General features: G+C 71.8%; 16 protein-coding genes. 8 read left to right on the top strand and 8 right to left on the bottom strand.

All coding sequences use genetic code 11. The features are described from left to right. Both mnmG and mnmE read right to left on the bottom strand, forming a co-directional pair. Positions 1 to 1,884, bottom strand: coding sequence for a tRNA uridine-5-carboxymethylaminomethyl(34) synthesis enzyme MnmG (mnmG, locus tag ACE101_RS01735; RefSeq protein WP_379125803.1), 1,884 nt, complete (start codon positions 1,882 to 1,884; stop codon positions 1 to 3). A 132-nt stretch (positions 1,885 to 2,016) separates the two neighbouring features. Further along, on the bottom strand, positions 2,017 to 3,327 hold the full coding sequence (gene mnmE, locus ACE101_RS01740; RefSeq protein ID WP_379125804.1) for a tRNA uridine-5-carboxymethylaminomethyl(34) synthesis GTPase MnmE: 1,311 nt from the start codon (positions 3,325 to 3,327) through the stop codon (positions 2,017 to 2,019). Between the two features lie 201 nt (positions 3,328 to 3,528). Between mnmE and mdoH the strand changes: the two genes are divergently transcribed. Beyond that, positions 3,529 to 5,361 (top strand): glucans biosynthesis glucosyltransferase MdoH, encoded by a 1,833-nt coding sequence (mdoH, locus tag ACE101_RS01745; protein WP_379125806.1) that lies wholly within the window; start codon positions 3,529 to 3,531, stop codon positions 5,359 to 5,361. Between the two features lie 19 nt (positions 5,362 to 5,380). Here mdoH and ACE101_RS01750 read toward each other — a convergent pair whose 3' ends face one another. Together ACE101_RS01750 and ACE101_RS01755 are read right to left on the bottom strand one after the other, a co-directional pair. Next, on the bottom strand, positions 5,381 to 5,851 hold the full coding sequence (locus ACE101_RS01750; RefSeq protein ID WP_379125807.1) for a hypothetical protein: 471 nt from the start codon (positions 5,849 to 5,851) through the stop codon (positions 5,381 to 5,383). A gap of 137 nt (positions 5,852 to 5,988) precedes the next feature. Beyond that, positions 5,989 to 7,149, bottom strand: a complete 1,161-nt coding sequence (locus ACE101_RS01755) for a trans-sulfuration enzyme family protein (RefSeq protein WP_379125809.1) — start codon at positions 7,147 to 7,149, stop codon at positions 5,989 to 5,991. Between the two features lie 83 nt (positions 7,150 to 7,232). Between ACE101_RS01755 and ACE101_RS01760 the strand changes: the two genes are divergently transcribed. From ACE101_RS01760 to ACE101_RS01770, 3 genes are all read left to right on the top strand, one after another. Then, positions 7,233 to 7,742 (top strand): TspO/MBR family protein, encoded by a 510-nt coding sequence (locus ACE101_RS01760; protein ID WP_379125811.1) that lies wholly within the window; start codon positions 7,233 to 7,235, stop codon positions 7,740 to 7,742. Between the two features lie 630 nt (positions 7,743 to 8,372). After that, positions 8,373 to 15,113: a hypothetical protein gene (locus ACE101_RS01765; protein ID WP_379125813.1), complete on the top strand. Its 6,741-nt coding sequence runs from the start codon at positions 8,373 to 8,375 to the stop codon at positions 15,111 to 15,113. 249 nt (positions 15,114 to 15,362) lie between these two features. After that, positions 15,363 to 17,396 carry an O-linked N-acetylglucosamine transferase, SPINDLY family protein gene (locus tag ACE101_RS01770; RefSeq protein WP_379125814.1) on the top strand — a complete coding sequence of 678 codons (2,034 nt, stop codon included), beginning with the start codon at positions 15,363 to 15,365 and terminating at the stop codon, positions 17,394 to 17,396. A gap of 111 nt (positions 17,397 to 17,507) precedes the next feature. Here the strand turns inward: ACE101_RS01770 and hutU are convergent, their stop codons facing one another. From hutU to hutI, 4 genes are read right to left on the bottom strand one after another with little or no spacing between them, the layout of a single operon-like run. Further along, positions 17,508 to 19,172: a urocanate hydratase gene (gene hutU / locus ACE101_RS01775; protein ID WP_379125815.1), complete on the bottom strand. Its 1,665-nt coding sequence runs from the start codon at positions 19,170 to 19,172 to the stop codon at positions 17,508 to 17,510. Beyond that, on the bottom strand, positions 19,169 to 19,984 hold the full coding sequence (gene hutG, locus ACE101_RS01780; protein WP_379125817.1) for an N-formylglutamate deformylase: 816 nt from the start codon (positions 19,982 to 19,984) through the stop codon (positions 19,169 to 19,171). Before hutG ends, hutU begins: the two co-directional genes overlap by 4 nt. A 37-nt stretch (positions 19,985 to 20,021) precedes the next feature. Further along, on the bottom strand, positions 20,022 to 21,659 hold the full coding sequence (gene hutH, locus ACE101_RS01785) for a histidine ammonia-lyase (RefSeq protein WP_379125818.1): 1,638 nt from the start codon (positions 21,657 to 21,659) through the stop codon (positions 20,022 to 20,024). Then, entirely contained in the window at positions 21,656 to 22,858 is a 1,203-nt protein-coding gene (gene hutI, locus ACE101_RS01790; RefSeq protein WP_379125820.1) for an imidazolonepropionase, read from the bottom strand. The genes hutH and hutI overlap by 4 nt, the downstream gene beginning before the upstream one ends. Before the next feature lie 132 nt (positions 22,859 to 22,990). Between hutI and ACE101_RS01795 the strand changes: the two genes are divergently transcribed. From ACE101_RS01795 to ACE101_RS01810, 4 genes are all read left to right on the top strand, one after another. Beyond that, positions 22,991 to 24,364: a formimidoylglutamate deiminase gene (locus ACE101_RS01795; RefSeq protein WP_379125822.1), complete on the top strand. Its 1,374-nt coding sequence runs from the start codon at positions 22,991 to 22,993 to the stop codon at positions 24,362 to 24,364. After that, positions 24,361 to 25,068 (top strand): histidine utilization transcriptional repressor HutC, encoded by a 708-nt coding sequence (hutC, locus tag ACE101_RS01800; RefSeq protein ID WP_379125823.1) that lies wholly within the window; start codon positions 24,361 to 24,363, stop codon positions 25,066 to 25,068. The genes ACE101_RS01795 and hutC overlap by 4 nt, the downstream gene beginning before the upstream one ends. Before the next feature lie 33 nt (positions 25,069 to 25,101). After that, on the top strand, positions 25,102 to 25,764 hold the full coding sequence (locus ACE101_RS01805) for a uracil-DNA glycosylase (RefSeq protein WP_379125824.1): 663 nt from the start codon (positions 25,102 to 25,104) through the stop codon (positions 25,762 to 25,764). Between the two features lie 115 nt (positions 25,765 to 25,879). Next, on the top strand, positions 25,880 to 26,977 hold the full coding sequence (locus ACE101_RS01810; RefSeq protein WP_379125825.1) for a lysylphosphatidylglycerol synthase domain-containing protein: 1,098 nt from the start codon (positions 25,880 to 25,882) through the stop codon (positions 26,975 to 26,977). Positions 26,978 to 26,987: the final 10 nt, after the last annotated feature.

Raw genomic sequence — 26,987 nt, forward strand, 5'->3', positions numbered from 1 at the left:
TCATGCCTCGATCACGGGGGATGCGGGCAGGCGGCGCGCATGGGCCGCGAGCAGCGTGAGCGCCGCGGGCGTCACGCCTTCGATGCGCGCGGCTTGGCCGAGCGTGAGCGGACGGACGCCTTCCAGCTTCACCCGAAGCTCGTTCGACAGCCCGGCGATGCGGCCGTAATCGAGGGAGGCGGGCAGGCGAACGGCCTCGTCCCGCCGGAAGGCGGTGATGTCCGCCTGCTGCCGGTCGAGATAGACGGCATAGGTCGCATCCGTGCGCAGCCGGTCGGCGAGGGGAGCGGGCACCGCGCCGAGTTCCGGCCAGATCGCCGCGAGACGCTCCCAGGCGATCTCCGGGTAGGACAGGAGCTGGTAAGCCGAGCGGCGGATACCATCCCGATTGAGGCTGAGGCCGTACTGTGCCGCCTCGGTGGGCGTGAGGCTGAGTGCATCGAGACGCGCCCGGACCGATCCCAGGGCGGCGCGGCTCTCGGCGAAGTGGCGCGCCCGCTCGGCCGAGATGCAGCCGAGGGCGAGGCCGCGCGGGGTCAGCCGCTCATCGGCATTGTCGACCCGCAGGCTCAGACGATATTCGGAGCGCGAGGTGAACATGCGATAGGGCTCGCTCACCCCGTGGGTGACGAGATCGTCGATCATCACGCCAATGTAGGATTCGGCCCGGTCGAACACGGCGAGATCGGCCGCGCCTGCGAGACGGGCCGCATTCACCCCCGCGACGATGCCTTGACCCGCAGCCTCCTCGTAGCCGGTCGTCCCGTTGATCTGCCCGGCCAGGAACAGGCCGGCGAGGCGGCGGCTCTGAAGAGTGGGATCGAGTTCGCGCGGGTCGACGTAGTCGTACTCGATCGCGTAGCCCGACCGCAGCATCGTGGCGCGCTCGCAGCCCGGGATCGCAGCCAGGATCGCGCGCTGCACGTCCTCGGGGAGGGCGGTGGAGATGCCGTTCGGATAGATGGTCGGATCGTCGAGCCCCTCCGGCTCCAGGAAGATCTGGTGACCGTCCCGGTCGCCGAAGCGCACCACCTTGTCCTCGATCGAGGGGCAGTAGCGCGGCCCGCGGCTGGTGATCCCGCCCGAATACATCGGCGAGCGGTGCAGGTTCGCCCGGATGATGTCGTGCACGGCCCGGGTGGTGCGCGTCACACCGCATTCGATCTGCGGCGTGGTGATCCGGGTGGTCAGGGTCGAGAACGGCACCGGATCGTCATCCGCTGCCTGCTTCTCGACCCCGGCCCAATCGATCGTGCGGCCGTCGAGCCGCGGCGGCGTGCCGGTCTTGAGGCGACCGAGACCGAAGCCGTAGCGCTCCAGGGTTGCGGCAAGACCGAGGGCAGGGGCCTCGCCAACCCGCCCGGCCGGCATGGTCCGCTCGCCGATATGGATCAATCCGCGCAGGAACGTCCCCGTGGTGAGGACGATTGCGGCACAGGGGAAGGTGCGTCCATCCGCCAGAACGACCCCCGCCACTCGGTCATCGGTGACGGAGAGGTCGTGCGCCTCGCCCTCGATGATCGCGAGACCGGGTGTTGCGGCAAGGGCGGCCTGCATGGCGCGCGCGTAGAGCTTCCGATCGGCCTGACTGCGCGGACCGCGCACCGCCGGCCCCTTGCGGCGGTTGAGCAGGCGGAACTGGATGCCGGCGCGATCGGCCACCCGGCCCATCAGGCCGTCGAGGGCGTCCACCTCGCGCACGAGGTGGCCCTTGCCGAGGCCGCCGATGGCCGGGTTGCAGGACATGGCGCCGAGCGTGTCCCGGCGATGGGTGACGAGGGCGGTGCGGGCACCGGTGCGCGCGGCTGCCGCCGCCGCCTCCGCGCCGGCATGGCCGCCGCCCACGACGATGACGTCGAAACGGGTGCGGTCGAGATCGTGCATGGGTCTGATGTGAGCCGAGCCGGCCCGGGCGTCAACGCGGAATCCCGCCCCCGACGCAGCTGTTTCACGTGAAACAGGCGGCGCTCACTGGCGGACGCATTCGCGTGCCGAGGCATTCACTTGCGGACGCGTTCACTTGCCGATGCAGAAGCTCGCGAACAGACGATCCAGAACCTCCTCGACACCGACCCGTCCGGCCACCACCCCGAGCGCCCGCACGGCGAGGCGCAGATCCTCGGCCACCAGCTCAGCGGGCAGAGCGCCAGCCCCACCGATGGCGCGGTCGAGATGATCCGCGCACGCCTCCAAAGCCCGGCGCTGCCGCTCGCGCGTGACCACCGCGTCGCCCGCCCCGAGCGCCGCCTGGGCCGCTGCCTCGATCGCGTCGAGCAATGCGCCGAGGCCCTGGCCGGTGACGGCGGAGATCGACAGGCCGCCTCCCGGGCCGGAAGGCGCGAGATCCGCCTTGGTCCGAACCACCACCGCGCCGGCCGGTGCGGGTTCGTCGCTCCCCTCGGGCGGCACGAGCCAGAGCACCAGATCCGCCTGCGCGATCCGCCTGCGGCTGCGGGCGATGCCCTCCACCTCGATGCTGTCCGCGCTCTCGCGCAGGCCCGCCGTGTCCACCAGCACCACCGGCAACCCGCCGAGGTCGCAGCGCACCTCGATCGCGTCGCGGGTGGTCCCCGGAACGGAGGAGACGATGGCAGCGTCGCGCTTCGCCAGGGCGTTGAGCAGGGTCGACTTCCCGGCATTCGGCGCGCCGGCCAGCACCACGGTCAAGCCATCCCGCAGCCGCTCGCCCCGGCGGCCATCGGCGAGGGCGGCGCGGATCGCGCGACCGACGTCCCGGGCAGCAGCCAGACCCGCCTGCGAGAGCGCGGCGTCGTCCACATCTCCCTCATCGGAGAAGTCGAGGGCCGCCTCGGTCATCGCCAGCACGTCGAGGAGCGCTTTGCGCCAGCCCTCCACCAGCCGGCCGAGCCCCCCGTCGAGCTGACGCATGGCTTGGCGCCGCTGCGCCTCTGTCTCGGCATCGATCAGGTCGGCGAGGCCCTCGACCTCCGTGAGATCCATGCGGCCGTTGAGGAAGGCCCGCCGCGTGAAGGCACCGGGCTCGGCGGGGGCGAGGCCGGGGATGCTCCCGAGAGTGCGCAGCACCGCCATCCGCACGGCCGGGCCGCCATGGAGCTGGAGTTCGACGCTGTCCTCGCCCGTGAAGGTTCCCGGTCCCGGCATCCAGGCGACGAGGGCCTGATCCAGCACCTCGCCGCTCCCCGGGTCGCGCAGGATGCGCAGGGACAGGCGCCGCGGCGGGGGAGGGGGCCGCCGGGTCAGGACTTCGAGAACTGCAACGGCCCGCGGCCCGCTGATCCGCACCACCGCCACCGCCGCACGGCCGAAGCCCGAGGCCGGCGCAAAGATCGTGTCCACGTCACCCATCTCCTTCGGGTCTCCGCCCGATCCCCGGCAGGCCCGTGCCCGCGCATGATCGCCGCATCCGCAGGGCCGCCGCGGCGTCATCGTTCTGGCGTCATTCAGCGCCAACCGCATTACCTGCCGATGCCCCTTCGACGGAAGCCCGTCCGGCCCCGGCCCTCCGGCGCGCCGCGATCCGCCGCACATCCTCCGAGCCTCGCCCCCATGCTCCCTGCCTCACCGTCCCCTCGGATGCTCCTCCGGCGCCGCCTCGCCCTGGCGCTCCCGACCCTCGCCACCGCCGCCGCGACCGCATGGCTCGCGGCGTTGACGATCGGCCGGCCGGACGGCGTGCTGGAGGGGCTGGTGCTCGGCCTGTTCTGCCTCGTGATGACGTGGCAGGCCTACATCGCGTGGCAATACATCTACGGGGCCGTGGCCGCGGGGCTCGGGCGGCGCGTGATGTCCACCGTCGAGCGGGAGGCCGGCCGCGTTCCCGCGACCGCGTCCGGGCGCAGCCGGACGGCTCTGCTGGTGGCGATCCATGCCGAGGACCCGGTCGCCGTCTTCGCGGCGATCCGCGTGATGGCTCGCTCCCTGGCGCGGACCGGTGACAGCCGCGACATCGACATCGTCGTCCTCAGCGACACGCGCGATCCCGCCATCGCGGCGACGGAGGAGCGGGAACTCGCCCGCGCCCTCGCGTGGCGGGAGCAGGCCGGCCCCGGGCGACCGGGCCTGCGCTATCGCCGCCGGCCGGACAATGCCGGCCGCAAGGCCGGCAATATCGGGGAGTTCTGCCGGGGCTGGGGCGTCGCCTACGACTTCATGATCGTGCTCGACGCCGACAGCCTGATGAGCGGCGCCACCATGCGCCGGATGATCCGGCTGATGGAGGACAACCCGCGGGTCGGCCTGATCCAGACCGTGAGCTACGCCGCCGGGCGCGACACGCTGTTCGCCCGCATCCAGCAATTCGCCGTGCGCCTCTACGCACCCCTCTCCATCCGCGCCCTGGACACGTGGCAGGGGCCGGATGGCAGCTACTGGGGCCACAACGCCATCCTGCGCGTGCGGGCCTTCGCCGAGAACGCGGAGCTGCCGGTGCTGCCGGGGCGCCCGCCGATGGGCGGCGAGATCCTCTGCCACGACACGGTCGAGGGCGCGCTCTTCCGCCGGGCCGGGTGGGAACTGCACCTGCTGCCGGAGGAGGGCGGCACCTGGGAGGAGATGCCCACGAACCTCGTCGATCTCCTCGGCCGCGAGCGGCGCTGGTGCCAGGGCAACCTGCAACATCTCGGCGTGATCGGCCTGCCCGGCCTCACCGCCGGCAGCCGCTGGCACCTCGCCGCCGGGATCCTGTCCTACCTCGTCTCGCCGCTCTGGGTCGCCTTCCTGGGCTTCGGAACCGCGCAGGCGATCGCGAGCGGCGATCTCGGCCTGCTCGGCTACGGGCTCACCGGCACCGGACCGGCGGCGCACGCGCTGGCGGCGCTCACCCTGACGATTCTCGCCGCGCCGAAGCTGCTCAGCCTCGGGCATGTGCTGGCCCGCCGCGAGCGTCGTCGGGCCTTCGGCGGCACGCGAAACCTGCTCGCCAGCGCGGCGCTCGAGCAACTCCTCTGGGTTCTGCTCTGGCCGGTTCTCACGCTCTTCAATGCGGGAGCGGTGGCGGCGACCTTTGCCGGCCGCGTGGTGCGCTGGGACACGCAGGTCCGCGACGACCGGCAGGTGCCGTGGTCGGAGGCGGTCCGCCTTCAGGCCGACGCGCTCCTCGCGGGCACGCTCCTCACGGTGGCCCTCGCTCTTGCGGGCGACATCCTGCTCGCGCTGTGGATGGCGCCGGTCGCCCTCGGGCTGCTGACCAGCCCTGTGATGAGCGTCCTCACCAGCCGTGCGGATCTCGGTGCCCGGGCGCGCCGCCGCAAGCTGTTCCTGACGATCGACGACACCGCGCCGGCGCCCGAGCTGCGCGACCTCGCGGCCGCCCGGGCCGGGATCGAGGCCGCCCCGTCGCCGCATCCGGAGACGCTCGCGGCCGCCTCGTTCCCACGGTGAGCGGGCGCCGGCTCCACTCTCAGCGCGCGGGCTTGCCGAGCACCTTGAGCGGGTCCGTGCGCTGGCTGGGCGAGGGCTCGTCCGTGAGGGCGCTCCCCTCCGGCCCGCTCTGGGTGCTGCCCGTCGTCGTCGGGCCGGCGCTGCCCTGGCCCGTGGTGGCGCGGTTGTTGGGGCCGCGCACCGGTACGTTGCCGCTCGCCAGTTCCAGGCAGGTCAGCATCTCGACGTAGCTCGGGAAACCGCCGGCCCGCGATTGCTGCGAGCATTGCCGCTTGGCCGCGGCGGAGAAGTCATCCCACCGCTTGCGCAGGTCGTCACCGGCGGCGCGCTCCGAGCGCATGCACCCGTCCGAGCCCGACTCGGTCGAGACCGAGGCGCGGCCGGGCGAGTTGCAGGTCGCACTGACGTCGAGGCGGGGCGGGCCGTCGGCCGCAGCTGCGACGAGAAGAAGATGCGCACCGAGAAGCGCGGCGGGCAGGGCGGCGGGCATGGCAGATCCCCGGTAGACAGGAGCTTTGCAGGGGGAACGCGCCGGAACGGTTTCGGTTCGACCGGCCGCGGGAGCCCGGTTCGGGACGGGTTCCCGCAGCGGCTGTTGACAGATGGTTCACCATGCGGAGGAGCGGTTCAGGCCGCCCCGCGCAGGGCCGCGTCGAGATCGGCGAACAGGTCCTCCGGATCCTCGATCCCGGTCGACAGGCGCAGGAGGTCGGTGGGGCAGGGGGTTCCCGGCCCCTCGACCGAGGCCCGGTGCTCGATCAGGCTCTCGACGCCGCCGAGCGAGGTGGCGCGCTTCCACAGGCCGACCCGGGCCGCAGTGCCGATCGCCGCCGCCTCGCCGCCCTTCACGCGGATCGACAGCATCGTGCCGAAGCCACCCTCCATCTGGCGGGCCGCGACGGCGTGCCCCGGATGATCGGGCAAGCCCGGATAGAGCACGGCGTGGACGAGGGGATGCGCCGCGAAACGCTCCGCGAGCGCGGCGGCCCCCGCCATCTGGGCGGCGATGCGCAGGTGCAGGGTCCGCAGGCCGCGCAGCAGCAGGTAGGCCTCGAAGGGGCCGAGGATCGCGCCCTGGCTGGAGCGCACGGACTGGATCCGGGCCCAGAACGCGTCCGCCCGCGCCCCCGCGAGCACGCCCGCGATGACATCGGAATGCCCGTTCAGCACCTTGGTGGCCGAGTGCATCACCACGTCGGCCCCGAGGGCCAGCGGACGGGTGACAACCGGCGAGGCGGCGGTGGAATCGACCGCGAGCCGCGCGCCGGCCGCATGCGCAATCTCGGCCGCCGCCGCGATGTCGGTGATCGTCCAGAGCGGGTTCGAGGGCGTCTCCAGCCAGACGAGCTTGGTCTTGCCCGGGATCACGGCCGCCCGCAGGGCGTCGCGGTCGTCGGTGGCCACGAAATCGACCGCGATCCCCCAGCGGGTCGCTTCCTGGGAGAGCCAGCGGCGCAGGGCCCAGTACATCACGGTCGGCGCCACCACGTGGTCGCCCGGATCGAGCGCCCCGAACACCGCGGTGGCCGCCGCCATGCCCGAGCCGAACAGCAGCGCACCGGCCGGCGCCTCCTCCAGCATCGCCAGCACCGCCTCGGCCTCACGCACCGTGGCGTTGTCCGGCCGCCCGTAGCAATAGCCCGAGCTGTACTGGTTATCCGGGTCCCGGATGTAGGTCGAGGCGAGGTGGATCGGCGGCACGACCGCCTTCGTCAGCGGATCGATATGTCCCATCGCCTGCGCGGCGAGGCTGCGCTTCGACCAGGCGGGCGGGGTCTCTCGGGTCATGGCTGTCTCCTGCGGCACCGCTCCGCCCTTGCAGAACGGGTGCCGGAGCGCAAGTCAGAGCGGGCCTTCCGCAGGATGACCCGATGACGACCGCCACACCCGCCCCGGCCGCTGCCCGCGCCGCCCGTCTCGCGACCGCGATCCTCCCGGTGCTCGCGGCCTCGGTCACCGGCCCGCTCTTCACCCGGCCGAACATCCCGACCTGGTATGCCGGCCTCGCCAAGCCGGATTTCACGCCGCCGAACTGGCTCTTCCCCGTCGCGTGGTCGATCCTCTACGCGATGATGGCCCTCGCCTGCTGGCGCATCCTCGGCACCGCTCCGGCCACCGGAGCGCTGCGGCGCACCCGGACGATCGCGCTCATCACCTTCTTCGCGCAGCTCGCCCTCAACGCCGCCTGGACGCCGGTCTTCTTCGCGGCCCACGATCTCTTCGGCGGACTCGTGGTGATCGTGGCGCTGCTCGCCCTGATTCTCTGGACGATCCGGCTGTTCTGGCCGCTCGATCGCGTGGCGGCGCTGCTGATGGTCCCCTATGCGGGCTGGGTCGGCTACGCGACGCTGCTCAATGCCACGATCTGGCGGATGAACTGAGCCGCGCGTCGACGGCACAACCCCGCGGCGGCGCTCTGGACCTCGCGGCGAGAGGGGAGAGGGCCTGCTCCCTCGCCGCGGGCGGAGCCCAGTCCGGCCGCCCCGGATCCGGCATGCCGATCCATCATCCCGTTTCCCGAAACGGGATGGACTTGTGTCATTTGTTGCATGCCGCTGTTCGGACCTGAGTAACGCTCTTCCACATCACGGAGCGCAGGCACTATGACAATAATGTCTTGCCTGGCCCATCGCCTTACGCTGCGAATCAGGCAGTCAAACTGACCGCGCTTTCGAGTTCTCCGCAGTCAATCGGGTCGTCGCAGCTGTGCGCTTATTGGTTCTCAAAGGCGCGCTTTTCTCCCCGCTTAAACCTTAATTAAGGCGGCGCCGTTCAGAGTGCCGGTGAGCCAGGTCGGCTCAGAGGGAGCCCAGATCGCGGTCAGGCTCAGGCATCCGGGGCACCACGTCAGCCGTCGCGACGACCCCGGACCGCCTGTCCGACAGCCTTCGATAGCCACCGTCTGACGTCGAGCAGCACGCTTCACGCCACCGGGCCATTGGGCCGCGGGGCGTGAGGCTGTGAACCGCAACTGATTTCGTGATCGACCGCCTTCCGCGCTGGAGCCAGCCGTGCCTGTCAACATCAATGCCCTGACCACGACGCAGATTGCTGGGCTCTCGACGACGACGATCCAGAGTCTGACCACCACGGATATTTCCGCCCTGGCGGCGACGCGGATTGCGGCTCTCACCTCGACCCAGATCGGGGTCCTGTCCACGACGAACCTGACCACGCTGACGACCACGCAGGTCGCCGCCATCAGCGTGAGCGCGATCGCCGGCCTGACCACCACCGAGGTCGCCGCCTTCGCTACGACGCAGATCGGCGCGCTGACGAACACGCAGATCGGAGTGCTCAACGCAGCGCAGCTCGGGGCGCTCTCCACGACCGAGGTCGGCGCGCTCAGCACCACCCAGATCGGCGGCTTCACGAGCACGCAGGTCGGGCAGTTCAGCACCACCCAGCTCGGCGCCATCACCACCACCCAGGTCGGCGGTTTGAAGACCAGCCAGATCGGGGCGCTCAGCACCACGCAGATCGGCGGCCTCACCTCCACGCAGCTCGGGGTCCTGAACTCGACCCAGCTCACCGCCCTGAAGAGCGCCCAGCTCGGCGCCCTCTCGACCACGCAGCTCGGCGGCCTGACGGAGACGCAGATCGGCGGTCTCGCGACGACGCAGCTCGCGGGCCTGAACACGACGGGCGTTGCCGGACTAACCACCACCCAGATCGGCGGCCTCAAGACCAGCCAGCTCAGCGCGCTCACCACCACGCAGATCAAGGCGATCGAGACCACCGATCTGGCGGTGCTCACCACCACCCAGTTCGGCGGCCTCACCTCCTCGCAGCTGGGCGCGTTGACCACCACGCAGGTGCAGGCGATCGCCAGCACCCAGCTCGCCGCTCTCACCACTGCGCAGCTCGCCGGCCTCACCTCGACGGAGCTGGGCGTTCTGTCCACGACCCAGATCGGCGGGCTGAGCACCACCCAGATCGGCGCGCTCACCAACACCCAGATCGGTGGCCTGAGCACGACCAGCATCGCGGGCCTGTCGACCACCCAGGCCGGCAGCCTCAAGACCAGCCAGATCGCCGCCCTCTCCACCACCCAACTCGGCGCGCTCACCACCACGCAGCTCGGTGCTCTCACCACCACTCAGGTCACCGGTCTCACCAAGACCGTGATCGGAGCGCTCAGCACCACGCAGATCGGCGGGTTCTCCTCGACGCAGGTCGGCCTGCTGGCCAGCACGCAGCTGGCTGGTCTGACCACCAGCGACGTGGTGGCGCTCTCCACCACCCAGTTCGGCGGCCTCAAGACCAGCCAGCTCGGGGCGCTGACCACCACGCAGGTGCAGGCGATCGAGACCACCGACCTGGCGGTGCTCTCCACCACCCAGTTCGGCGGGCTGACCTCCTCCCAGCTCGGTGCTCTCACCACCACGCAAGTGCAGGCGATCGCCAGCACCCAGCTCGCCGCTCTCACCACCGCGCAGCTCGCTGGCCTGACCTCGACGGAACTGGGTGCCCTCTCGACCACGCAGATCGGCGGCCTGAGCACCACCCAGATCGGCGCGCTCACCAACACCCAGATCGGTGGCCTGAGCACGACCAGCATCGCGGGTCTGTCGACCACCCAGGCCGGCAGCCTCAAGACCAGCCAGATCGCCGCCCTCTCCACCACGCAGCTCGGCGCGCTCACCACCACGCAGCTCGGCGCACTGACCACCACCCAGGTCACCGGTCTCACCAAGACCGTGATCGGAGCCCTGTCCACGACCCAGATCGGCGGGTTCTCCTCGACGCAGGTCGGTCTGCTGGCCAGCACCCAGCTGGCTGGCCTGACCACCAGCGACGTGGTGGCGCTCTCCACCACTCAGTTCGGCGGCCTCAAGACCAGCCAGCTCGGGGCGCTCACCACCACGCAGGTGCAGGCGATCGAGACCACCGACCTGGCGGTGCTCTCCACCACCCAGTTCGGCGGGCTGACCTCCTCGCAGCTGGGCGCTCTGACCACCACGCAGGTGCAGGCCATCGCCAGCACTCAGCTTGGTGCACTCACCACCGCGCAGCTCGCTGGCCTGACCTCGACGGAGCTGGGTGCCCTCTCGACCACGCAGATCGGCGGGCTGAGCACCACCCAGATCGGTGCGCTCACCAACACCCAGATCGGTGGCCTGAGCACGACCAGCATCGCGGGTCTGTCGACCACCCAGGCCGGCAGCCTCAAGACCAGCCAGATCGCCGCCCTCTCCACCACCCAGCTCGGCGCTCTCACCACCACGCAGCTCGGCGCACTGACCACCACCCAGGTCACCGGTCTCACCAAGACCGTGATCGGGGCCCTGTCCACGACCCAGATCGGCGGGTTCTCCTCGACGCAGGTCGGTCTGCTGGCCAGCACCCAGCTGGCTGGCCTGACCACCAGCGACGTGGTGGCGCTCTCCACCACCCAGTTCGGCGGCCTCAAGACCAGCCAGCTCGCCTCACTGACCACCACCCAGGTGCAGGCGATCGAGACCACGGACCTGGCGGTGCTCTCCACCACCCAGTTCGGCGGGCTGACCTCCTCGCAGCTGGGCGCTCTGACCACCACGCAGGTGCAGGCCATCGCCAGCACCCAGCTCGCCGCTCTCACCACCGCGCAGCTCGCTGGCCTGACCTCGACGGAGCTGGGTGCCCTCTCGACCACGCAGATCGGCGGGCTGAGCACCACCCAGATCGGCGCGCTCACCAACACCCAGATCGGTGGCCTGAGCACGACCAGCATCGCGGGTCTGTCGACCACCCAGGCCGGCAGCCTCAAGACCAGCCAGATCGCCGCCCTCTCCACCACGCAGCTCGGCGCGCTCACCACCACGCAGCTCGGCGCGCTGACCACCACCCAGGTCACGGGTCTGACCAAGACCGTGATCGGAGCGCTCAGCACCACGCAGATCGGCGGGTTCTCCTCGACGCAGGTCGGTCTGCTGGCCAGCACCCAGCTGGCTGGTCTGACCACCAGCGACGTGGTGGCGCTCTCCACCACCCAGTTCGGTGGCCTCAAGACCAGCCAGCTCGGGGCGCTGACCACCACGCAGGTGCAGGCGATCGAGACCACCGACCTGGCGGTGCTCTCCACCACCCAGTTCGGCGGGCTGACCTCCTCGCAGCTGGGCGCTCTGACCACCACGCAGGTGCAGGCCATCGCCAGCACCCAGCTCGCCGCTCTCACCACCGCGCAGCTCGCTGGCCTGACCTCGACGGAGCTGGGTGCCCTCTCGACCACGCAGATCGGCGGGCTGAGCACCACCCAGATCGGCGCGCTCACCAACACCCAGATCGGTGGCCTGAGCACGACCAGCATCGCGGGTCTGTCGACCACCCAGGCCGGCAGCCTCAAGACCAGCCAGATCGCCGCCCTCTCCACCACGCAGCTCGGCGCGCTCACCACCACGCAGCTCGGCGCGCTGACCACCACCCAGGTCACGGGTCTGACCAAGACCGTGATCGGAGCGCTCAGCACCACGCAGATCGGCGGGTTCTCCTCGACGCAGGTCGGTCTGCTGGCCAGCACCCAGCTGGCTGGTCTGACCACCAGCGACGTGGTGGCGCTCTCCACCACCCAGTTCGGTGGCCTCAAGACCAGCCAGCTCGGGGCGCTGACCACCACGCAGGTGCAGGCGATCGAGACCACCGACCTGGCGGTGCTCTCCACCACCCAGTTCGGCGGGCTGACCTCCTCGCAGCTGGGCGCTCTGACCACCACGCAGGTGCAGGCCATCGCCAGCACCCAGCTCGCCGCTCTCACCACCGCGCAGCTCGCTGGCCTGACCTCGACGGAGCTGGGTGCCCTCTCGACCACGCAGATCGGCGGGCTGAGCACCACCCAGATCGGCGCGCTCACCAACACCCAGATCGGTGGCCTGAGCACGACCAGCATCGCGGGTCTGTCGACCACCCAGGCCGGCAGCCTCAAGACCAGCCAGATCGCCGCCCTCTCCACCACGCAGCTCGGCGCGCTCACCACCACGCAGCTCGGCGCACTGACCACCACCCAGGTCACCGGTCTCACCAAGACCGTGATCGGAGCCCTGTCCACGACCCAGATCGGCGGGTTCTCCTCGACGCAGGTCGGTCTGCTGGCCAGCACCCAGTTGGCTGGCCTGACCACCAGCGATGTGGTGGCGCTCTCCACCACCCAGTTCGGCGGCCTCAAGACCAGCCAGCTCGCCTCACTGACCACCACGCAGGTGCAGGCGATCGAGACCACCGACCTGGCGGTGCTCTCCACCACCCAGTTCGGTGGCCTGACCTCCTCCCAGCTCGGGGCTCTCACCACCACGCAAGTGCAGGCGATCGCCAGCACCCAGCTCGCCGCTCTCACCACCGCGCAGCTCGCCGGGCTCACCTCGACGGAGCTGGGCGCTCTGTCCACGACCCAGATCGGCGGCCTGAGCACCACCCAGATCGGCGCGCTCACCAACACCCAGATCGGTGGCCTGAGCACGACCAGCATCGCGGGTCTGTCGACCACCCAGGCCGGCAGCCTCAAGACCAGCCAGATCGCCGCCCTCTCCACCACCCAGCTCGGCGCGCTCACCACCACACAGCTCGGCGCGCTGACCACCACTCAGGTCACCGGTCTCACCAAGACCGTGATCGGAGCGCTGTCCACGACCCAGATCGGCGGGTTCTCCTCGACGCAGGTCGGTCTGCTGGCCAGCACCCAGCTGGCTGGCCTGACCACCAGCGACGTGGTGGCGCTCTCCACCACTCAGTTCGGCGGCCTCAAGACCAGCCAGCTCGGGGCGCTCACCACCACGCAGGTGCAGGCGATCGAGACCACCGACCTGGCGGTGCTCTCCACCACCCAGTTCGGCGGGCTGACCTCCTCGCAGCTGGGCGCGCTGACCACCACGCAGGTGCAGGCCATCGCCAGCACTCAGCTCGCCGCTCTCACCACCGCGCAGCTCGCTGGCCTGACCTCGACGGAGCTGGGTGCTCTGTCCACGACCCAGATCGGCGGCCTGAGCACCACCCAGATCGGCGCGCTCACCAACACCCAGATCGGTGGCCTGAGCACGACCAGCATCGCGGGCCTGTCGACCACCCAGGCCGGCAGCCTCAAGACCAGCCAGATCGCCGCCCTCTCCACCACGCAGCTCGGCGCGCTCACCACCACGCAGCTCGGCGCACTGACCACCACCCAGGTCACCGGTCTCACCAAGACCGTGATCGGGGCCCTGTCCACGACCCAGATCGGCGGGTTCTCCTCGACGCAGGTCGGCCTGCTGGCCAGCACCCAGCTGGCTGGCCTGACCACCAGCGATGTGGTGGCGCTCTCCACCACCCAGTTCGGCGGCCTCAAGACCAGCCAGCTCGGGGCGCTCACCACCACGCAGGTGCAGGCGATCGAGACCACGGACCTGGCGGTGCTCTCCACCACCCAGTTCGGTGGCCTGACCTCCTCGCAGCTGGGCGCGCTGACCACCACGCAGGTGCAGGCCATCGCCAGCACTCAGCTCGGTGCACTCACCACCGCGCAGCTCGCCGGCCTGACCTCGACGGAACTGGGCGCTCTGTCCACGACCCAGATCGGTGGGCTGAGCACCACCCAGATCGGCGCGCTCACCAACACCCAGATCGGTGGCCTGAGCACGACCAGCATCGCGGGTCTGTCGACCACCCAGGCCGGCAGCCTCAAGACCAGCCAGATCGCCGCCCTCTCCACCACGCAGCTCGGCGCGCTCACCACCACACAGCTCGGTGCGCTGACCACCACTCAGGTCACCGGTCTCACCAAGACCGTGATCGGAGCCCTGTCCACGACCCAGATCGGCGGGTTCTCCTCGACGCAGGTCGGCCTGCTGGCCAGCACCCAGCTGGCTGGCCTGACCACCAGCGACGTGGTGGCGCTCTCCACCACCCAGTTCGGCGGCCTCAAGACCAGCCAGCTCGCCTCACTGACCACCACCCAGGTGCAGGCGATCGAGACCACGGACCTGGCGGTGCTCACCACCACCCAGTTCGGTGGCCTCACCTCCTCGCAGCTCGGCGCGCTGACCACCACGCAGGTGCAGGCCATCGCCAGCACCCAGCTTGGTGCACTCACCACCGCGCAGCTCGCCGGGCTCACCTCGACGGAACTGGGTGCCCTCTCGACCACGCAGATCGGCGGGCTGAGCACCACCCAGATCGGCGCGCTCACCAACACCCAGATCGGCGGTCTCTCCACCACGGGAATCGCCGGGCTGTCGACGACGCAGGTGCTCGGGCTGAAGACCTCGCAGCTCGCCGCCCTCACCACCACGCAGTTCGGGGCACTGACCTCGACCGAAATCGGAGTGTTGACCACCACCCAGATCGGCGGCCTGACCAAGACCGAGATCGCGGCGCTGACCACCACGCAGATCGGCGGCATGACCCCGGCGCAGCTCGATGCGCTGACGGCCACGCAGCTCGGTGCCCTGACCACGACGGACATCGCGGTTCTCACCACCACGCAGATCGGTGGCCTGAGCGCGACGGACTTCGCGGCCCTGACCACCACGCAGATCGGCGGCCTGTCCACGACCCAGATCGGCTCGCTGGCGGCCACCCAGATCGTCGGCCTGACCTCGACGGAGATCGCAGCCCTCACCACGACGCAGGTCACCGGCCTGTCGACGACGGCGATCGCGGCGCTCACCACGGTCCAGCTGACCGGCCTGTCCTCGACGGACATCCGGGCCCTGACCACGACGCAGGCCAACGCCTTCACGACGGTTCAGCTCCAGGGCCTGTCCGTCCCGCAGGTGGACGCCCTGTTCGCGGTGATCAACGCCTGAGGCCGGGCGCTTCCTCACCGGGAACCCGGGGACTGATCCAATCGGACCAGTCCCCGGACAACAATCGAGAGTACGGCGCCGCGCGCGCCATCGGGATCCGGCTTCTTCCTGAAGGGAAGGGCGAGATTCCGGTGGCGCGCGTTGGCGCGCGCATTCCTGCGCTCCACCATCGGCAATGCTTTGTTAACCATCACATGCAGTAGTGGATGAAGCTCGATTGCAGATTCTTGCACGTGACGGATTCAGGCGATGCTCACTGGACAGGTTGATACCGGAACCGTGGAGGCCCTGTTCACCGACGGCCTGGAGCGCGCGCGGACGCAGAAGCTCGATCTGGCGCAGCTCATCGGCCTGGGCGATGCGCTGAAGGCGCAGGGCGCCACCGCGAAGGCGGCCGACCTCTACAAGCTCTGGATCGCCTGCAACGCCGGCCATCCGCTCCTCTACGCGGTCTACTTCAATTACGGCACCATGCTGGGCGAGCTGTCGGACCAGGCCGGGGCGGCCAATGCCCTGCGCGAGGCGACCCGGCTGAAGCCGGACTTCATGCCGGCCGCGATCAATCTCGGCAACGCGCTCGAGCGCCTCGGCCAGACCGGCGCGGCGGTGCTCGCCTGGACCGAGATGACGAATCAGCTCGCCGCCGTCACCGGCGAGGCGGTCGGCTTCAAGCTGACCGGTCTGAAGCAGATCGGCCGCGTCCTCGAAGCCGCGCAGAACGACACGCTCGCCGAGGATCACCTCTGGCACGTGCTCGACCTCGATCCGCGCCAGAGCGATGCGATCCAGCACTGGATCGCGCTGCGGCTGCGGCAATGCAAGTGGCCGATCCTGGCGGAATCCGGCCAGGTGACCCGCCGCCACCTCCTGTCCGAGATGTCGTCGCTCTCCGCGGCCTGCTTCACCGACGACCCGATCTACCAGCTCGCCCTCGCCCACCATTACTGCAAGACCACGACCGGGCTGTGGCCGAAGCCCGAGGAGGCGCTGCCGCCGCTCGACCTGCGCAACCGGCGCCCGGGACCGCTGCGGATCGGCTACGTGTCCTCGGATCTGCGCGAGCACGCGGTCGGCTTCGGCATGGCCGAGGTTCTGGAGCTGCACGACCGCTCGCGCTGCGAGGTCTTCATCTATTACTGCGGGATCGCCACCACCGACGCCACCCACCGGCGCGCGCAGGCCGCCGCGGATCATTGGCGCGACCTCACGGGCGTCGGCGACGCCGCCGCCGCCCGGCTGATCCGGGCCGACGCCATCGACATCCTGGTCGATCTCAACGGCTACACCAAGGATGCCCGCGCCCGCGTCTTCGCGATGCGGCCAGCCCCGGTCAACGTCAACTGGTTCGGCTTCCCGGGCAGCATGGGCACGCCCTACCACCACTACATCATCGCGGACGACACCATCCTGCCGCGGGACTACGAGGGCATCGTTTCGGAGGCGGTCCTGCGCCTGCCGTGCTACCAGCCGAACGACCGCAGGCGTCCGGTGGCGGAGCACCGACCGACCCGCCGCGAGGTCGGCCTGCCGGAGCAGGGCTTCGTCTTCGGCTCCCTCAACGGCGTGCAGAAGATCACGCCGCGGGTGTTCTCGCAGTGGATGACGATCCTGGCGAACGTGCCCGGCAGCGTCCTGTGGCTGCTGACCGGCGCCGCCGAGGCCAACGAGCGCCTGCGGCAGGAAGCGGCCGCGCAGGGCATCGCCCCCGAGCGGCTGGTCTTCGCCGCCAAGGAGCCCAATCCGCGCCACCTCGCCCGCTCGGCCCTGCCCGACCTGTTCCTCGACAGCTTCCCCTACGGCGCCCATACCTCGGCCGCGGACGCGCTCTGGATGGGGGTTCCGGTGCTGACGCGGCCGGGGCGCAGCTTCGCCGCGCGGGTCTGCTCCAGCCTCGTGCGGGCGGCGGGGATCCCGGAGATGATCTGCACCTCCGCGGAGGATTACGTGCAGCGGGCCATCGCGTACGGGCGCAATCCCGAGACCCTCGCCCCGATCAAGCAGCGGCTGACCGCGAACCGCAGCACCTGCGAACTCTTCGATACGCCGCTCCTCGTGCGCCGGCTCGAAGGGCTCTACCAGCAGATGGCCGAGGCCGCCGCCAGCGACGCGCTGCCGGTGCCGAACCTGCGGGCCCTCGACTATTGCCACGAGATCGCGACGAGCCTCGACCTCGAGACGGTCGACACGCTGAGCGACGAGGAATACCGGGCGCTCTACCGGGAGCGCCTCGCGGCCTATGCGGAGGTCTATGGCCGCGAGGCGGCCATGCGGGAGTTCCTTTGAGCGATAGGGGAGGGCGGCGCCGTCACGTCACCGCGAGGCTGCTTCGGTCCGTGACGTGCCGCAGGCTTTTTGTCGCAAACCGGCGGCCACTTTCGCGAAACCGGCCGAGCCTCAGCCGAGGCTCGGCAGGGTGAGCCCCTGCTCCCGGGCGCAGGCGACCGCCTCCGGGTAGCCGGCATCGGCGTGGCGCATCACGCCGGTGGCGGGATCGTTCCACAGCACCCGCTCCAGGCGCCGGTCCGCCTCCTCGCTGCCGTCGCAGACGATCACCATGCCGGCATGCTGCGAGAAGCCCATGCCGACCCCGCCGCCATGGTGGAGCGACACCCAGGTCGCCCCCGAGGCGGTGTTGAGGAGGGCGTTGAGGAGCGGCCAGTCGGAGACCGCGTCCGAGCCGTCGCGCATCGCCTCCGTCTCGCGGTTCGGCGAGGCGACGGAGCCGGAATCGAGGTGGTCGCGCCCGATCACGATCGGCGCCTTCAGCTCGCCCGAGCGCACCATGGCGTTGAAGGCGAGGCCGAGCCGGTGGCGGTCGCCGAGGCCCACCCAGCAGATCCGCGCCGGCAATCCCTGGAAGCGGATCTTCTCCCGCGCCATGTCGAGCCAGCGGTGGAGATGGGCGTTGTCGGGCAGCAGTTCCTTCACCTTGGCGTCGGTGCGGTAGATGTCCTCCGGGTCTCCCGAGAGGGCGCACCAGCGGAACGGGCCGATGCCGCGGCAGAAGAGCGGGCGGATATAGGCCGGCACGAAGCCCGGGAAGGCGAAGGCGTCGGCGACGCCCTCCTCCAGGGCCATCTGCCGGATGTTGTTGCCGTAATCGACCGTCGGCACGCCGTCCCGGTGGAAATCCAGCATCACCCTGACCTGCTCGGCCATGGAGCGCTTGGCCGCCGCGGCGACGCCGTCGGGATCGCTCTCGCGCTTCGCCTCCCACTCGGCGACGCTCCAGCCCCGGGGCAGGTAGCCGTTGACGGGATCGTGGGCCGAGGTCTGGTCGGTGACGCAGTCCGGCCGCACGCCGCGCCGCCGGATCTCGGCGAAGACGTCGGCGGCGTTGCCGAGCAAAGCCACGGAGCGGGGCGTGCGGGCGCGGCAGGATTCCGCGACCAGGCTCAGCGCCTCGTCGAGGTCGCGGGCCTGAACGTCCACGTAGCCGGTGCGCAGCCGGAACTCGATGCGGGAGGCGCGGGCCTCGACGGCGAGGCAGGAGGCCCCCGCCATGGTGGCGGCGAGCGGCTGGGCGCCGCCCATGCCGCCCAAGCCCGCGGTGAGGATCCAGCGGCCCGCGAGGTCGCCGCCGTAATGCTGGCGGCCCATCTCCACGAAGGTCTCGTAGGTGCCCTGCACGATGCCCTGGCTGCCGATGTAGATCCAAGAGCCGGCCGTCATCTGGCCGTACATCATCAGGCCCTTGCGATCGAGCTCGTGGAAATGCGCCCAGGTCGCCCAGTGCGGCACGAGGTTCGAGTTGGCGATCAGCACCCGCGGCGCGTCCCGGTGGGTGCGGAAAACCCCGACCGGCTTGCCCGACTGCACCAGCAGGGTCTGGTCCTCGTCGAGATCCGTGAGGGCGGCGACGATGCGGTCGAAGCTCGCCCAGTCCCGGGCCGCCCGGCCGATGCCGCCATAGACCACGAGTTCGCCAGGCTGCTCGGCCACCTCCGGATCGAGGTTGTTCATCAGCATCCGCAGGGGCGCCTCGGTGAGCCAGCTCCTGGCGGTCAGCGCTGGGCCGCGGGGAGCGCGGATGGTGCGGGTGTTGTCGAGGCGGGTCATGTCGGATCGGCTCCGAAGGCGAGGCACGCGGCGAGGATCTGTTCGAGGGCGGCGCGGACCGGCGCCGCGACGGCGGGATCGTAGGGCACGGGCCAGGTCTCGGGCCCGACCGGCCCGACCGGCTCGGCGAGGTAGGCCCGGCAGGCCAGTTCCATCTGCACCGCGTGGACGCCGTCGGCCGGGCGGCCGTAGGCGCGGGTGATGTAGCCGCCGCGGAAGCGCCCGTTGCTGATGGTGGTGAGGCCGGTCGCCGCGCAGATCGCCTCGATCGTGGCCTGAAGGGCGGGATCGCAGCTCTGGCCGCCATTCGTGCCGATGTTGAAATGCGGCAGCAGCCCGGGGAAGAGGCGGGGAATCTCCGAGCGGATCGCGTGGCCGTCGTAGAGCACGATCCGCGGATGCAGCCGCCGCAGCCGGGCGATCTCGTCCTGCAAAGCCGCATGGTAGGGGTCGAACCAGCGGGCGCGCCGGTCGGCGACGTCCGGCGCGTGGCCCGGGCGGTAGAGCGGCTCGCCGTCGAAGGTGGTGGTCGGGCACAGTTCGGTCGTCGCCTGCCCGGGATAGAGCGAGATGCCGGTCGGGTCCCGGTTCACGTCGACGACCGTGCGCGAGAGGGTCGTGCGGATGAGGGTGGCGTCGAGCCCGGCGGCGAAGTCGTAGAGCCGCTCGATGAACCAGTCCGTGTCCTTGCGGGCGAGCCAGGGCGAGACGAGGGTGTCCTCGATCTCCGCCGGGATGTCGGTGCCGGTATGCGGCAGGCTGAGGAGCAGCGGGGCCGTGCCCTGCCGGATCGTGAGCCAGGATGGAGTCATGATGGGTGATCCTGTCTGATGCCGGGGCGATGCGGCGTCATACTTCTCCGTCTGAGCCAACGTTCCGAAGCGGAGCGCGATTCCCCTCTCCCGTTTGGGAGCGGGGATCCCGCGCCTCGTCCGCGTCCACTCCCGGCAGCTCGGCCGCGGCCGCCCGCACCACCGCGCCGTCGCGCACCAGGGCGGCGGCGGCCGTGAGGTCCGGGTGGATGTAGCGGTCCTCGTCGAGGCGCGGCACGGCGGCGCGCAGGGTCGCGCGCACCCGCTCCAGGGCCTCGCTCGACCGCAGCGGGGCCAGGAAGTCGCAGCCCTGCGCGGCGGCCAGCAGCTCGATGCCGATCACCGCGGTCGCGTTCTCGGTCATCGGCAGCAGGCGCCGGGCCCCGTGGGCGGCCATCGAGACGTGGTCCTCCTGGTTCGCCGAGGTCGGAATCGAATCGACGCTCGCCGGATGCGCCCGCTGCTTGTTCTCGGAGACGAGGGCCGCCGCCGTCACCTGCGGGATCATGAAGCCCGAGTTCAGCCCCGGCTTCGGGGTCAGGAAGGCCGGCAGGCCCGAGGACAGGGCCGGATCGACCAGCAGCGAGATTCGCCGCTCGGACAGGGAGCCGATCTCGCAGACCGCGAGCGCGATCATGTCGGCGGCGAAGGCCACCGGCTCGGCGTGGAAGTTGCCGCCCGAGAGGGCCTCCCCGGTCTCGGGGAAGATCAGAGGATTGTCGGAGACGCCGTTCGCCTCCGTCTCCAGCGTGGCGCCGGCCTGCCGCAGGAGGTCGAGGGCCGCGCCCATCACCTGCGGCTGGCAGCGCAGGCAGTAGGGGTCCTGCACCCGCTCGTCGCCCACGAGATGCGAGGCCCGGATCGCCGAGCCGGCGAGCAGGGCGCGCAGGGCGCGCGCGGTCTCGATCTGACCGCGGTGGCGGCGCAGGGCGTGGATGCGCGGATCGAAGGGCGTGTCCGAGCCGCGCGCCGCATCCACCGACAGCGCCCCCGCGACGAGGGCGGCCCGGAGCAGGTCCTCGGCCCCGAACAGGCCGGCGAGCGCGTAGGCAGTCGAGAACTGCGTGCCGTTGAGGAGGGCGAGCCCCTCCTTCGGGCCGAGCACCAGGGGCGCGAGCCCCGCGCGGGCGAGGGCGGCGGCGGCCGGGATCCGGGCGCCCCCGGCCTCCAGGCATTCCCCGACCCCGATCATCGCGGCGGTCATGTGGGCGAGCGGCGCGAGATCCCCCGAGGCGCCGACCGAGCCCTGGGCGGGCACGAGGGGCGTCACGCCCCGCTCCAGCATCGCTTCGAGGAGGGCGATCGTGGCCGCGCCGACGCCCGAGGCGCCCTGGGCGAGGCTCGCGAGCTTGAGCGCCATCATCAGCCGGGCGACCGGCACCGGCATCGGCTCGCCCACCCCGGCGGCGTGCGAGAGCACGATGTTGCGCTGGAGCGCGGCGAGGTCGCCCTCCGCGATCCGCACCGTCGCCAGCTTCCCGAAGCCGGTATTGATCCCGTAGACGGGCTCGCCCCGGGCGACGATCGCCGCCACCGCCGCGGCGGCGGCCGCGATGGCGGGCCGGCAGGCCGGATCGAGCCGGAGCGCACCGCCGCCCAGGATGGCGCGCCAGTGCCGCAGCGGCACGGCGCCGGGCGACAGCACGGCGCCGGGCGACAGGTCGACGGTGCTCATCGGCCCCTCCGGATGCGGGCATGGAGCGGGTTGAAGCCCATGCGGTAGACGAGTTCGGCCGGGCGCTCGATGTCCCAGATCGCGAGGTCGCACCATTTTCCCGGCTCCAGCGTGCCGCATTCGGGCAGGCGGCCCAGCGCCCGCGCCGCCTCGCGCGTCACCCCCGCGAGACATTCCTCGACGGTGAGCCGGAACAACGTCGCGCCCATGTTGAGGCAGAGCAGCAGGGAGGTGAGCGGCGAGGTGCCGGGATTGCAGTCGGTGGCAAGCGCGATCCGGGTGCCGTGGCGCCGGAACAGGTCGACCGGCGGCAGCTTGGTCTCGCGGATGAAGTAGAAGGCGCCCGGCAGCAGCACCGCCACGGTGCCGGCCCGCGCCATCGCGGCGGCCCCGGCCTCGTCCGTGTATTCCAGGTGGTCGGCCGAGAGGGCACCGAAGCGGGCCGCGAGCGCCGCGCCGCCGAGATTGGAGAGCTGATCGGCGTGGAGCTTCACCGGGAGCCCGAGGGCCCGCGCGGCCTCGAACACCCGGGCGGTCTGGGCGGGCGAGAAGGCGATGCCCTCGCAGAAGGCGTCGACCGCGTCGGCGAGGCCCTCCCGGGCGATCGCCGGCAGCATCTCGGCGCAGAGCTGCGCGATGAAGCGGTCCTTGTCGGTCTCCTCCGGGGGCATCGCGTGGGCGCCCAGGAAGGTCGTGGCGACGGTGACGTCGCGCGCCTCGCCGAGCCGCCTTGCGGCCCGGAGGCTCGCCCGCTCCGCGGCCAGCGACAGGCCGTAGCCGGACTTCACCTCGATCGTGGTCACGCCCTCGGCGAGGAGGGCGTCGAGGCGCCGCAGCGCGCTGTCCACCAGCGCATCCTCCGAGGCCGCCCGCGTCGCCCGCACCGTCGAGACGATGCCGCCGCCCGCCCGCGCGATCGCCTCGTAGCTCGCCCCGGCGAGGCGGGCCTCGAACTCCCCGGCCCGGTCGCCCCCGTGGACGAGGTGGGTGTGGCAATCGATCAGGCCGGGCGTGATCCAGCGGCCCTCGCAATCGATCACCGCGCGCGCCGCGAAGGCGGGCGCCTCCGCGGCCGGCCCGGCATGAAGGATGCGTCCGTCGCGGGCGGCCACCACCCCGTCCTCCACCAGGCCGAGGCCGGGCCGGTTCTCCGCCAGGGTGACGAGCCGGGCGTTGCGCCACAGACGATCGCACTGCATGGGACGATTCCTGGGCCGGGATGGCGGGCGGGGCTGAGTATGTATAGACATAATCAGCCGCGCGGAGCCTTGTCCACCCGGTCCGCGCAAGACTCCGCGCAAGCAAGACTCCGCGCAAGAGAGAGGCCCCCGATGGCACGACTCTGGTTCCGCTCGGCCCTCCTGCCCGACGGCTGGGCCGAGGGCGTCGCCCTGGAGATCCGGGACGGGCGGATCGCCACCGTCACCCGGGCCGTGCCCGCGGCGGCAGGGGACGAGACCGGGGGCATCGCGATCCCGGGCCTGCCGAACCTGCACAGCCACGCCTTTCAGCGCGGCATGGCGGGCCTCGCCGAGAGGCGGGGCACCAGCCGCGACTCGTTCTGGACCTGGCGCGAGGTGATGTACCGCTTCGTGGACCGGATGGATCCGGACGATGCCGAGGCGGTGGCGGCGCAGGCCTATGTCGAGATGCTGGAGGCGGGCTTCACCCGGGTCGGCGAGTTCCACTACCTGCACCACGACCCGGCCGGCACGCCCTACGCGGATCCGGCCGAGATGGCCGCGCGCCTCGCCGCGGCGGCGGGCGAGACCGGCATCGGCCTCACCCTGCTGCCGGTCTTCTACGCGCATGGAGGGTTCGGACCGATCCGGGGCGCCGGTCCCCAGCCGCCGAGCCCCGGCCAGCGCCGCTTCGTGAGCGACCGCGACGGCTTCGCGGCGCTGATGGCGGGGAGCCGCCGGGCGGTGGCGGGCCTGCCCGACGCCGTGATCGGGATCGCCCCCCACAGCCTGCGCGCCGCGACCCCGGCGGAGATCGCCGCGCTGCTGCCGCTGGCCGAGGGCGGGCCGGTCCACATCCACGTGGCCGAGCAGGTGCGGGAGGTGGAGGAATGCCGCGCGGCCACGGGCGCGCGGCCGGTCGAGCACCTCCTCGACCACGCCCCCGTCGACGCCCGCTGGTGCCTCATCCACGCCACCCACATCAGCGAGACCGAGACGCGCCGGCTCGCGCGGAGCGGCGCCGTGGCGGGGCTCTGTCCGATCACCGAGGCCAATCTCGGCGACGGCCTCTTCCCGCTTCCCGCCTTCGCCCGCGAGGGCGGCCGGTTCGGCATCGGCAGCGACTCGAACGTGCTGGTCTCGGCGGCGGAGGAATTGCGGCTCCTCGAATACGGCCAGCGCCTCGCCGCCCGCCTGCGCAACGTCGTCACTTCGCCGCACTCCCTCTCCACCGGGCGGGCGCTGGTCGAGGGGTGCCTCGCCGGGGGCAGCCAGGCATTGGGAATGGCGGGCGGATTGGCCCCGGGCGCGCCCGCCGACATCATCACCCTCGATCCCGATCATCCGGCCCTGGCGGCGCGCTCCGGCGATGCGTGGCTCGACGGCTGGATCTTCGCCGCCCGCGAGACCGCGGTGGAGAGCGTGTGGCGGGCGGGGCGCCGCGTGGTGGCGCAGGGCCGGCACCTCCGGCGCGACGCCGTGGCGGCGCGCTTCCGCGCCACCCTGGCGAGGCTCGCCGCGTGACCCGGACCGAGACGCTCAACGCCCGCATCCGCAGCGATCTCGAAGGGCGCATCCTGTCCGGCGACTGGCCGCCGGGCCACCGCATCCCCTTCGAGTCGGAGCTGTCGGCGCTCTACGGCTGCTCGCGCATGACCGTGAACAAGGTCTTGGCCGGCCTCGCCGAGGCGGGGCTGATCGAGCGCCGCCGCCGGGCCGGCTCCTTCGTGGCCCAGCCCGCCCGCCAGTCGGCGGTGCTGCAGATCCCCGACATCCCGAGCGAGATCGAATCCCGCGGCGCGCGCTACACCCTCGAACTCGTCGCCCGCCGGGAGCGGCCGGCGGGAGCGACCGAGCCGGCGGGGGCGGGCTTCACGCCGGGCCAGCCGCTCCTCGACCTCGCCTGCCGCCACCTCGCGGACGGGGAGCCCTTCGCCTGGGAGGAGCGCCTGATCAGCCTCGCGGCGGTGCCGGCGGCGGCCTCGGTCGATTTCGCCGTGGTGCCGCCGGGCACGTGGCTCCTGCGGCACGTGCCCTGGACCGAGGCCTCGCACCGCATCACGGCGATCAACGCCGCCCCCCGCCTCGCCCGCGCCCTCGACCTCGCCCCGGGGGGCGCCTGCCTCGCGGTGGAGCGCCGCACGTGGCGCGGCCGCGAGACCGTGACCTATGTCCGGCAGATCTTCCGGGGGGACACCTACAGCCTGGGGGCCCGGTTCTCGCCGTGAGATCCGCCTGCCGGCAGCCCCGAAGGATCCCGCATGACCGCTCCCCTGCGCCCGAAATCCCTCGCCGATCCGGCCGCCCTCGACGCCCGCCGCGCCCTCCTCGGCGCGCCCCATCTGGCGCCCCTGCGGGCCCTTGCCGCCCGCATCGGCGCCGAGCAGGGGGCGGCGGTGCCGGAGCCGGATCCCCTCGACGGCGGGATCGGGGCCCGCCTGCTCCTGCTCCTCGAAACGCCGGGCCCCGCCACCGGCCGCACCGCCTTCGTCTCGCGCGACAACCCCACCGGCACCGCCGCCAACCTGTTCCGCTTCCTCGCCGAGGCCGGCATCGGGCGCGCCGACACCCTGATCTGGAACGCGGTGCCCTGGGTCATCCACGCCCCGGGCGCCCGCAACCGGGCGCCGCGCGCGGCCGAGATCCGGGCCGCCGCGCCCTACCTGCCCGCGCTCCTCGACCTGATGCCGCACCTCGCGGTGGCCGTCCTGTCGGGCCGGGTGGCGCAGGCCGCCGCCCCCGCGCTCGCGGTCCTGCGCCCGGACCTGCCGGTGATCGGCGTGCCGCATCCGAGCCCCACCTACGTCTGCACCAGCCCGAGCGTGGCCGCGCGCATCGCCGCCGGTTTCGCCGAGGCCGCGCGGCGGCTGGACGGGGCGGCCGGAAACCTCGGCCAACCGGTCGGCTGGCCTTCCCGCGCCTGAACGCCTAAATGGCGGGCTCAAGCGGGGCTCGGTCGGAGTGCCGCCGAAGGGGCCGACCGGGTGCCTCCCGAGACGGGCAGGTCTCGCCGGCGGCCAGGAGTCGGACGCCGACGAGATGAATTTCGCCAGACAGGACAAGCAACTCGCGCGGGCTGCGCCGACCGCGCCGCCCCCCGGCGATCCGGCCGGGCCGGATCCGAACCCCGGGACGGCCGCGGCCGACGCCAAGCCGGACCGCGGGCATCGCCGGCGGCGCTATGCCTGGATCGGCACCGTCGCGAGCGCGATCCTGTTCCTGATCTCGCTCGGGGTGCTCTACGAACTCGTCTCCACGGTGACCTGGGCGGAGCTGCGCGCCGCCTTCACGGCGGCCACCGCCGAGCAGATCAGCATCGCCGTGATGCTGGTGGCGCTGAGCTACCTGTTCCTCACCTGCTACGACGCCCTGGCCTTGCGCCAGCTCCGGATCAAGGTGCCCTACCGGACGACGGCGCTCGCCTCGTTCACCAGCTACGCGGTGAGCTTCAACCTCGGCTTCCCGCTCCTGACGGCGGGCACCATCCGGTACTGGATCTACTCGGGCAAGGGCCTGAGCCCGGGGCGCATCGCGGCCCTCACCATCGTGGCGGGCTTCACCTTCTGGCTCGGCATGGGGGCGGTGCTCGGCTTCAGCCTGGTGCGCGAGGCCGAGCCCCTGTCGCGGCTCACCTCGGTGAGCAGCCACCTCAACCAGGGCCTCGGCATCGCCGCCCTCGGGGCGGTGCTCGGCTACCTCGCCTGGGTCACGCAGAAGCGGCGCAGCGTGCGGGTGAAGGGCTGGCGGCTCGAACTGCCCGGCCTCGGCCTGTCCCTGAGCCAGATGCTGGTCGGCGCGGGCGACGTCTGCGCGGCGGCCGGCGTGCTCTACGTGCTGCTGCCGGCGGGCCACGGGGTCAGCTTCGAGGCCTTCGTGGCGATCTACGTGCTCGCCGCGATGCTCGGCATCGCGAGCCACGCCCCGGGCGGGCTCGGGGTGTTCGAGGCCACCGTGCTCCTCGCCCTCTCGGGGCTGCCGCGGGAATCCGTCCTCGGCGCGCTCCTGCTGTTCCGCGTCTGCTACTATCTGGTGCCCTTCGTCATCGCGCTCGCGGCGCTCGGCGCCTACGAGATCGCCAAGCGCGTGCGCCTGACGCCCCGCGAGGCCTCGGAGGACGAGGAGGAGGCGGCGGGCTGACACCCGTGGC

It is taken from the genome of Methylobacterium carpenticola, assembly GCF_042748905.1.
GTDB lineage: Bacteria > Pseudomonadota > Alphaproteobacteria > Rhizobiales > Beijerinckiaceae > Methylobacterium > Methylobacterium carpenticola.

What these genes read in the sequence shown, in the direction of transcription:
- mnmG (WP_379125803.1), bottom strand. Translation starts at nt 1,884, where the DNA reads ATGCACGATCTCGACCGCACCCGTTTCGACGTCATCGTCGTGGGCGGC.
- mnmE (WP_379125804.1), bottom strand. Translation starts at nt 3,327, where the DNA reads ATGGGTGACGTGGACACGATCTTTGCGCCGGCCTCGGGCTTCGGCCGT.
- mdoH (WP_379125806.1), top strand. Translation starts at nt 3,529, where the DNA reads ATGCTCCCTGCCTCACCGTCCCCTCGGATGCTCCTCCGGCGCCGCCTC.
- ACE101_RS01750 (WP_379125807.1), bottom strand. Translation starts at nt 5,851, where the DNA reads ATGCCCGCCGCCCTGCCCGCCGCGCTTCTCGGTGCGCATCTTCTTCTC.
- ACE101_RS01755 (WP_379125809.1), bottom strand. Translation starts at nt 7,149, where the DNA reads ATGACCCGAGAGACCCCGCCCGCCTGGTCGAAGCGCAGCCTCGCCGCG.
- ACE101_RS01760 (WP_379125811.1), top strand. Translation starts at nt 7,233, where the DNA reads ATGACGACCGCCACACCCGCCCCGGCCGCTGCCCGCGCCGCCCGTCTC.
- ACE101_RS01770 (WP_379125814.1), top strand. Translation starts at nt 15,363, where the DNA reads ATGCTCACTGGACAGGTTGATACCGGAACCGTGGAGGCCCTGTTCACC.
- hutU (WP_379125815.1), bottom strand. Translation starts at nt 19,172, where the DNA reads ATGACCCGCCTCGACAACACCCGCACCATCCGCGCTCCCCGCGGCCCA.
- hutG (WP_379125817.1), bottom strand. Translation starts at nt 19,984, where the DNA reads ATGACTCCATCCTGGCTCACGATCCGGCAGGGCACGGCCCCGCTGCTC.
- hutH (WP_379125818.1), bottom strand. Translation starts at nt 21,659, where the DNA reads ATGAGCACCGTCGACCTGTCGCCCGGCGCCGTGCTGTCGCCCGGCGCC.
- hutI (WP_379125820.1), bottom strand. Translation starts at nt 22,858, where the DNA reads ATGCAGTGCGATCGTCTGTGGCGCAACGCCCGGCTCGTCACCCTGGCG.
- ACE101_RS01795 (WP_379125822.1), top strand. Translation starts at nt 22,991, where the DNA reads ATGGCACGACTCTGGTTCCGCTCGGCCCTCCTGCCCGACGGCTGGGCC.
- ACE101_RS01805 (WP_379125824.1), top strand. Translation starts at nt 25,102, where the DNA reads ATGACCGCTCCCCTGCGCCCGAAATCCCTCGCCGATCCGGCCGCCCTC.
- ACE101_RS01810 (WP_379125825.1), top strand. Translation starts at nt 25,880, where the DNA reads ATGAATTTCGCCAGACAGGACAAGCAACTCGCGCGGGCTGCGCCGACC.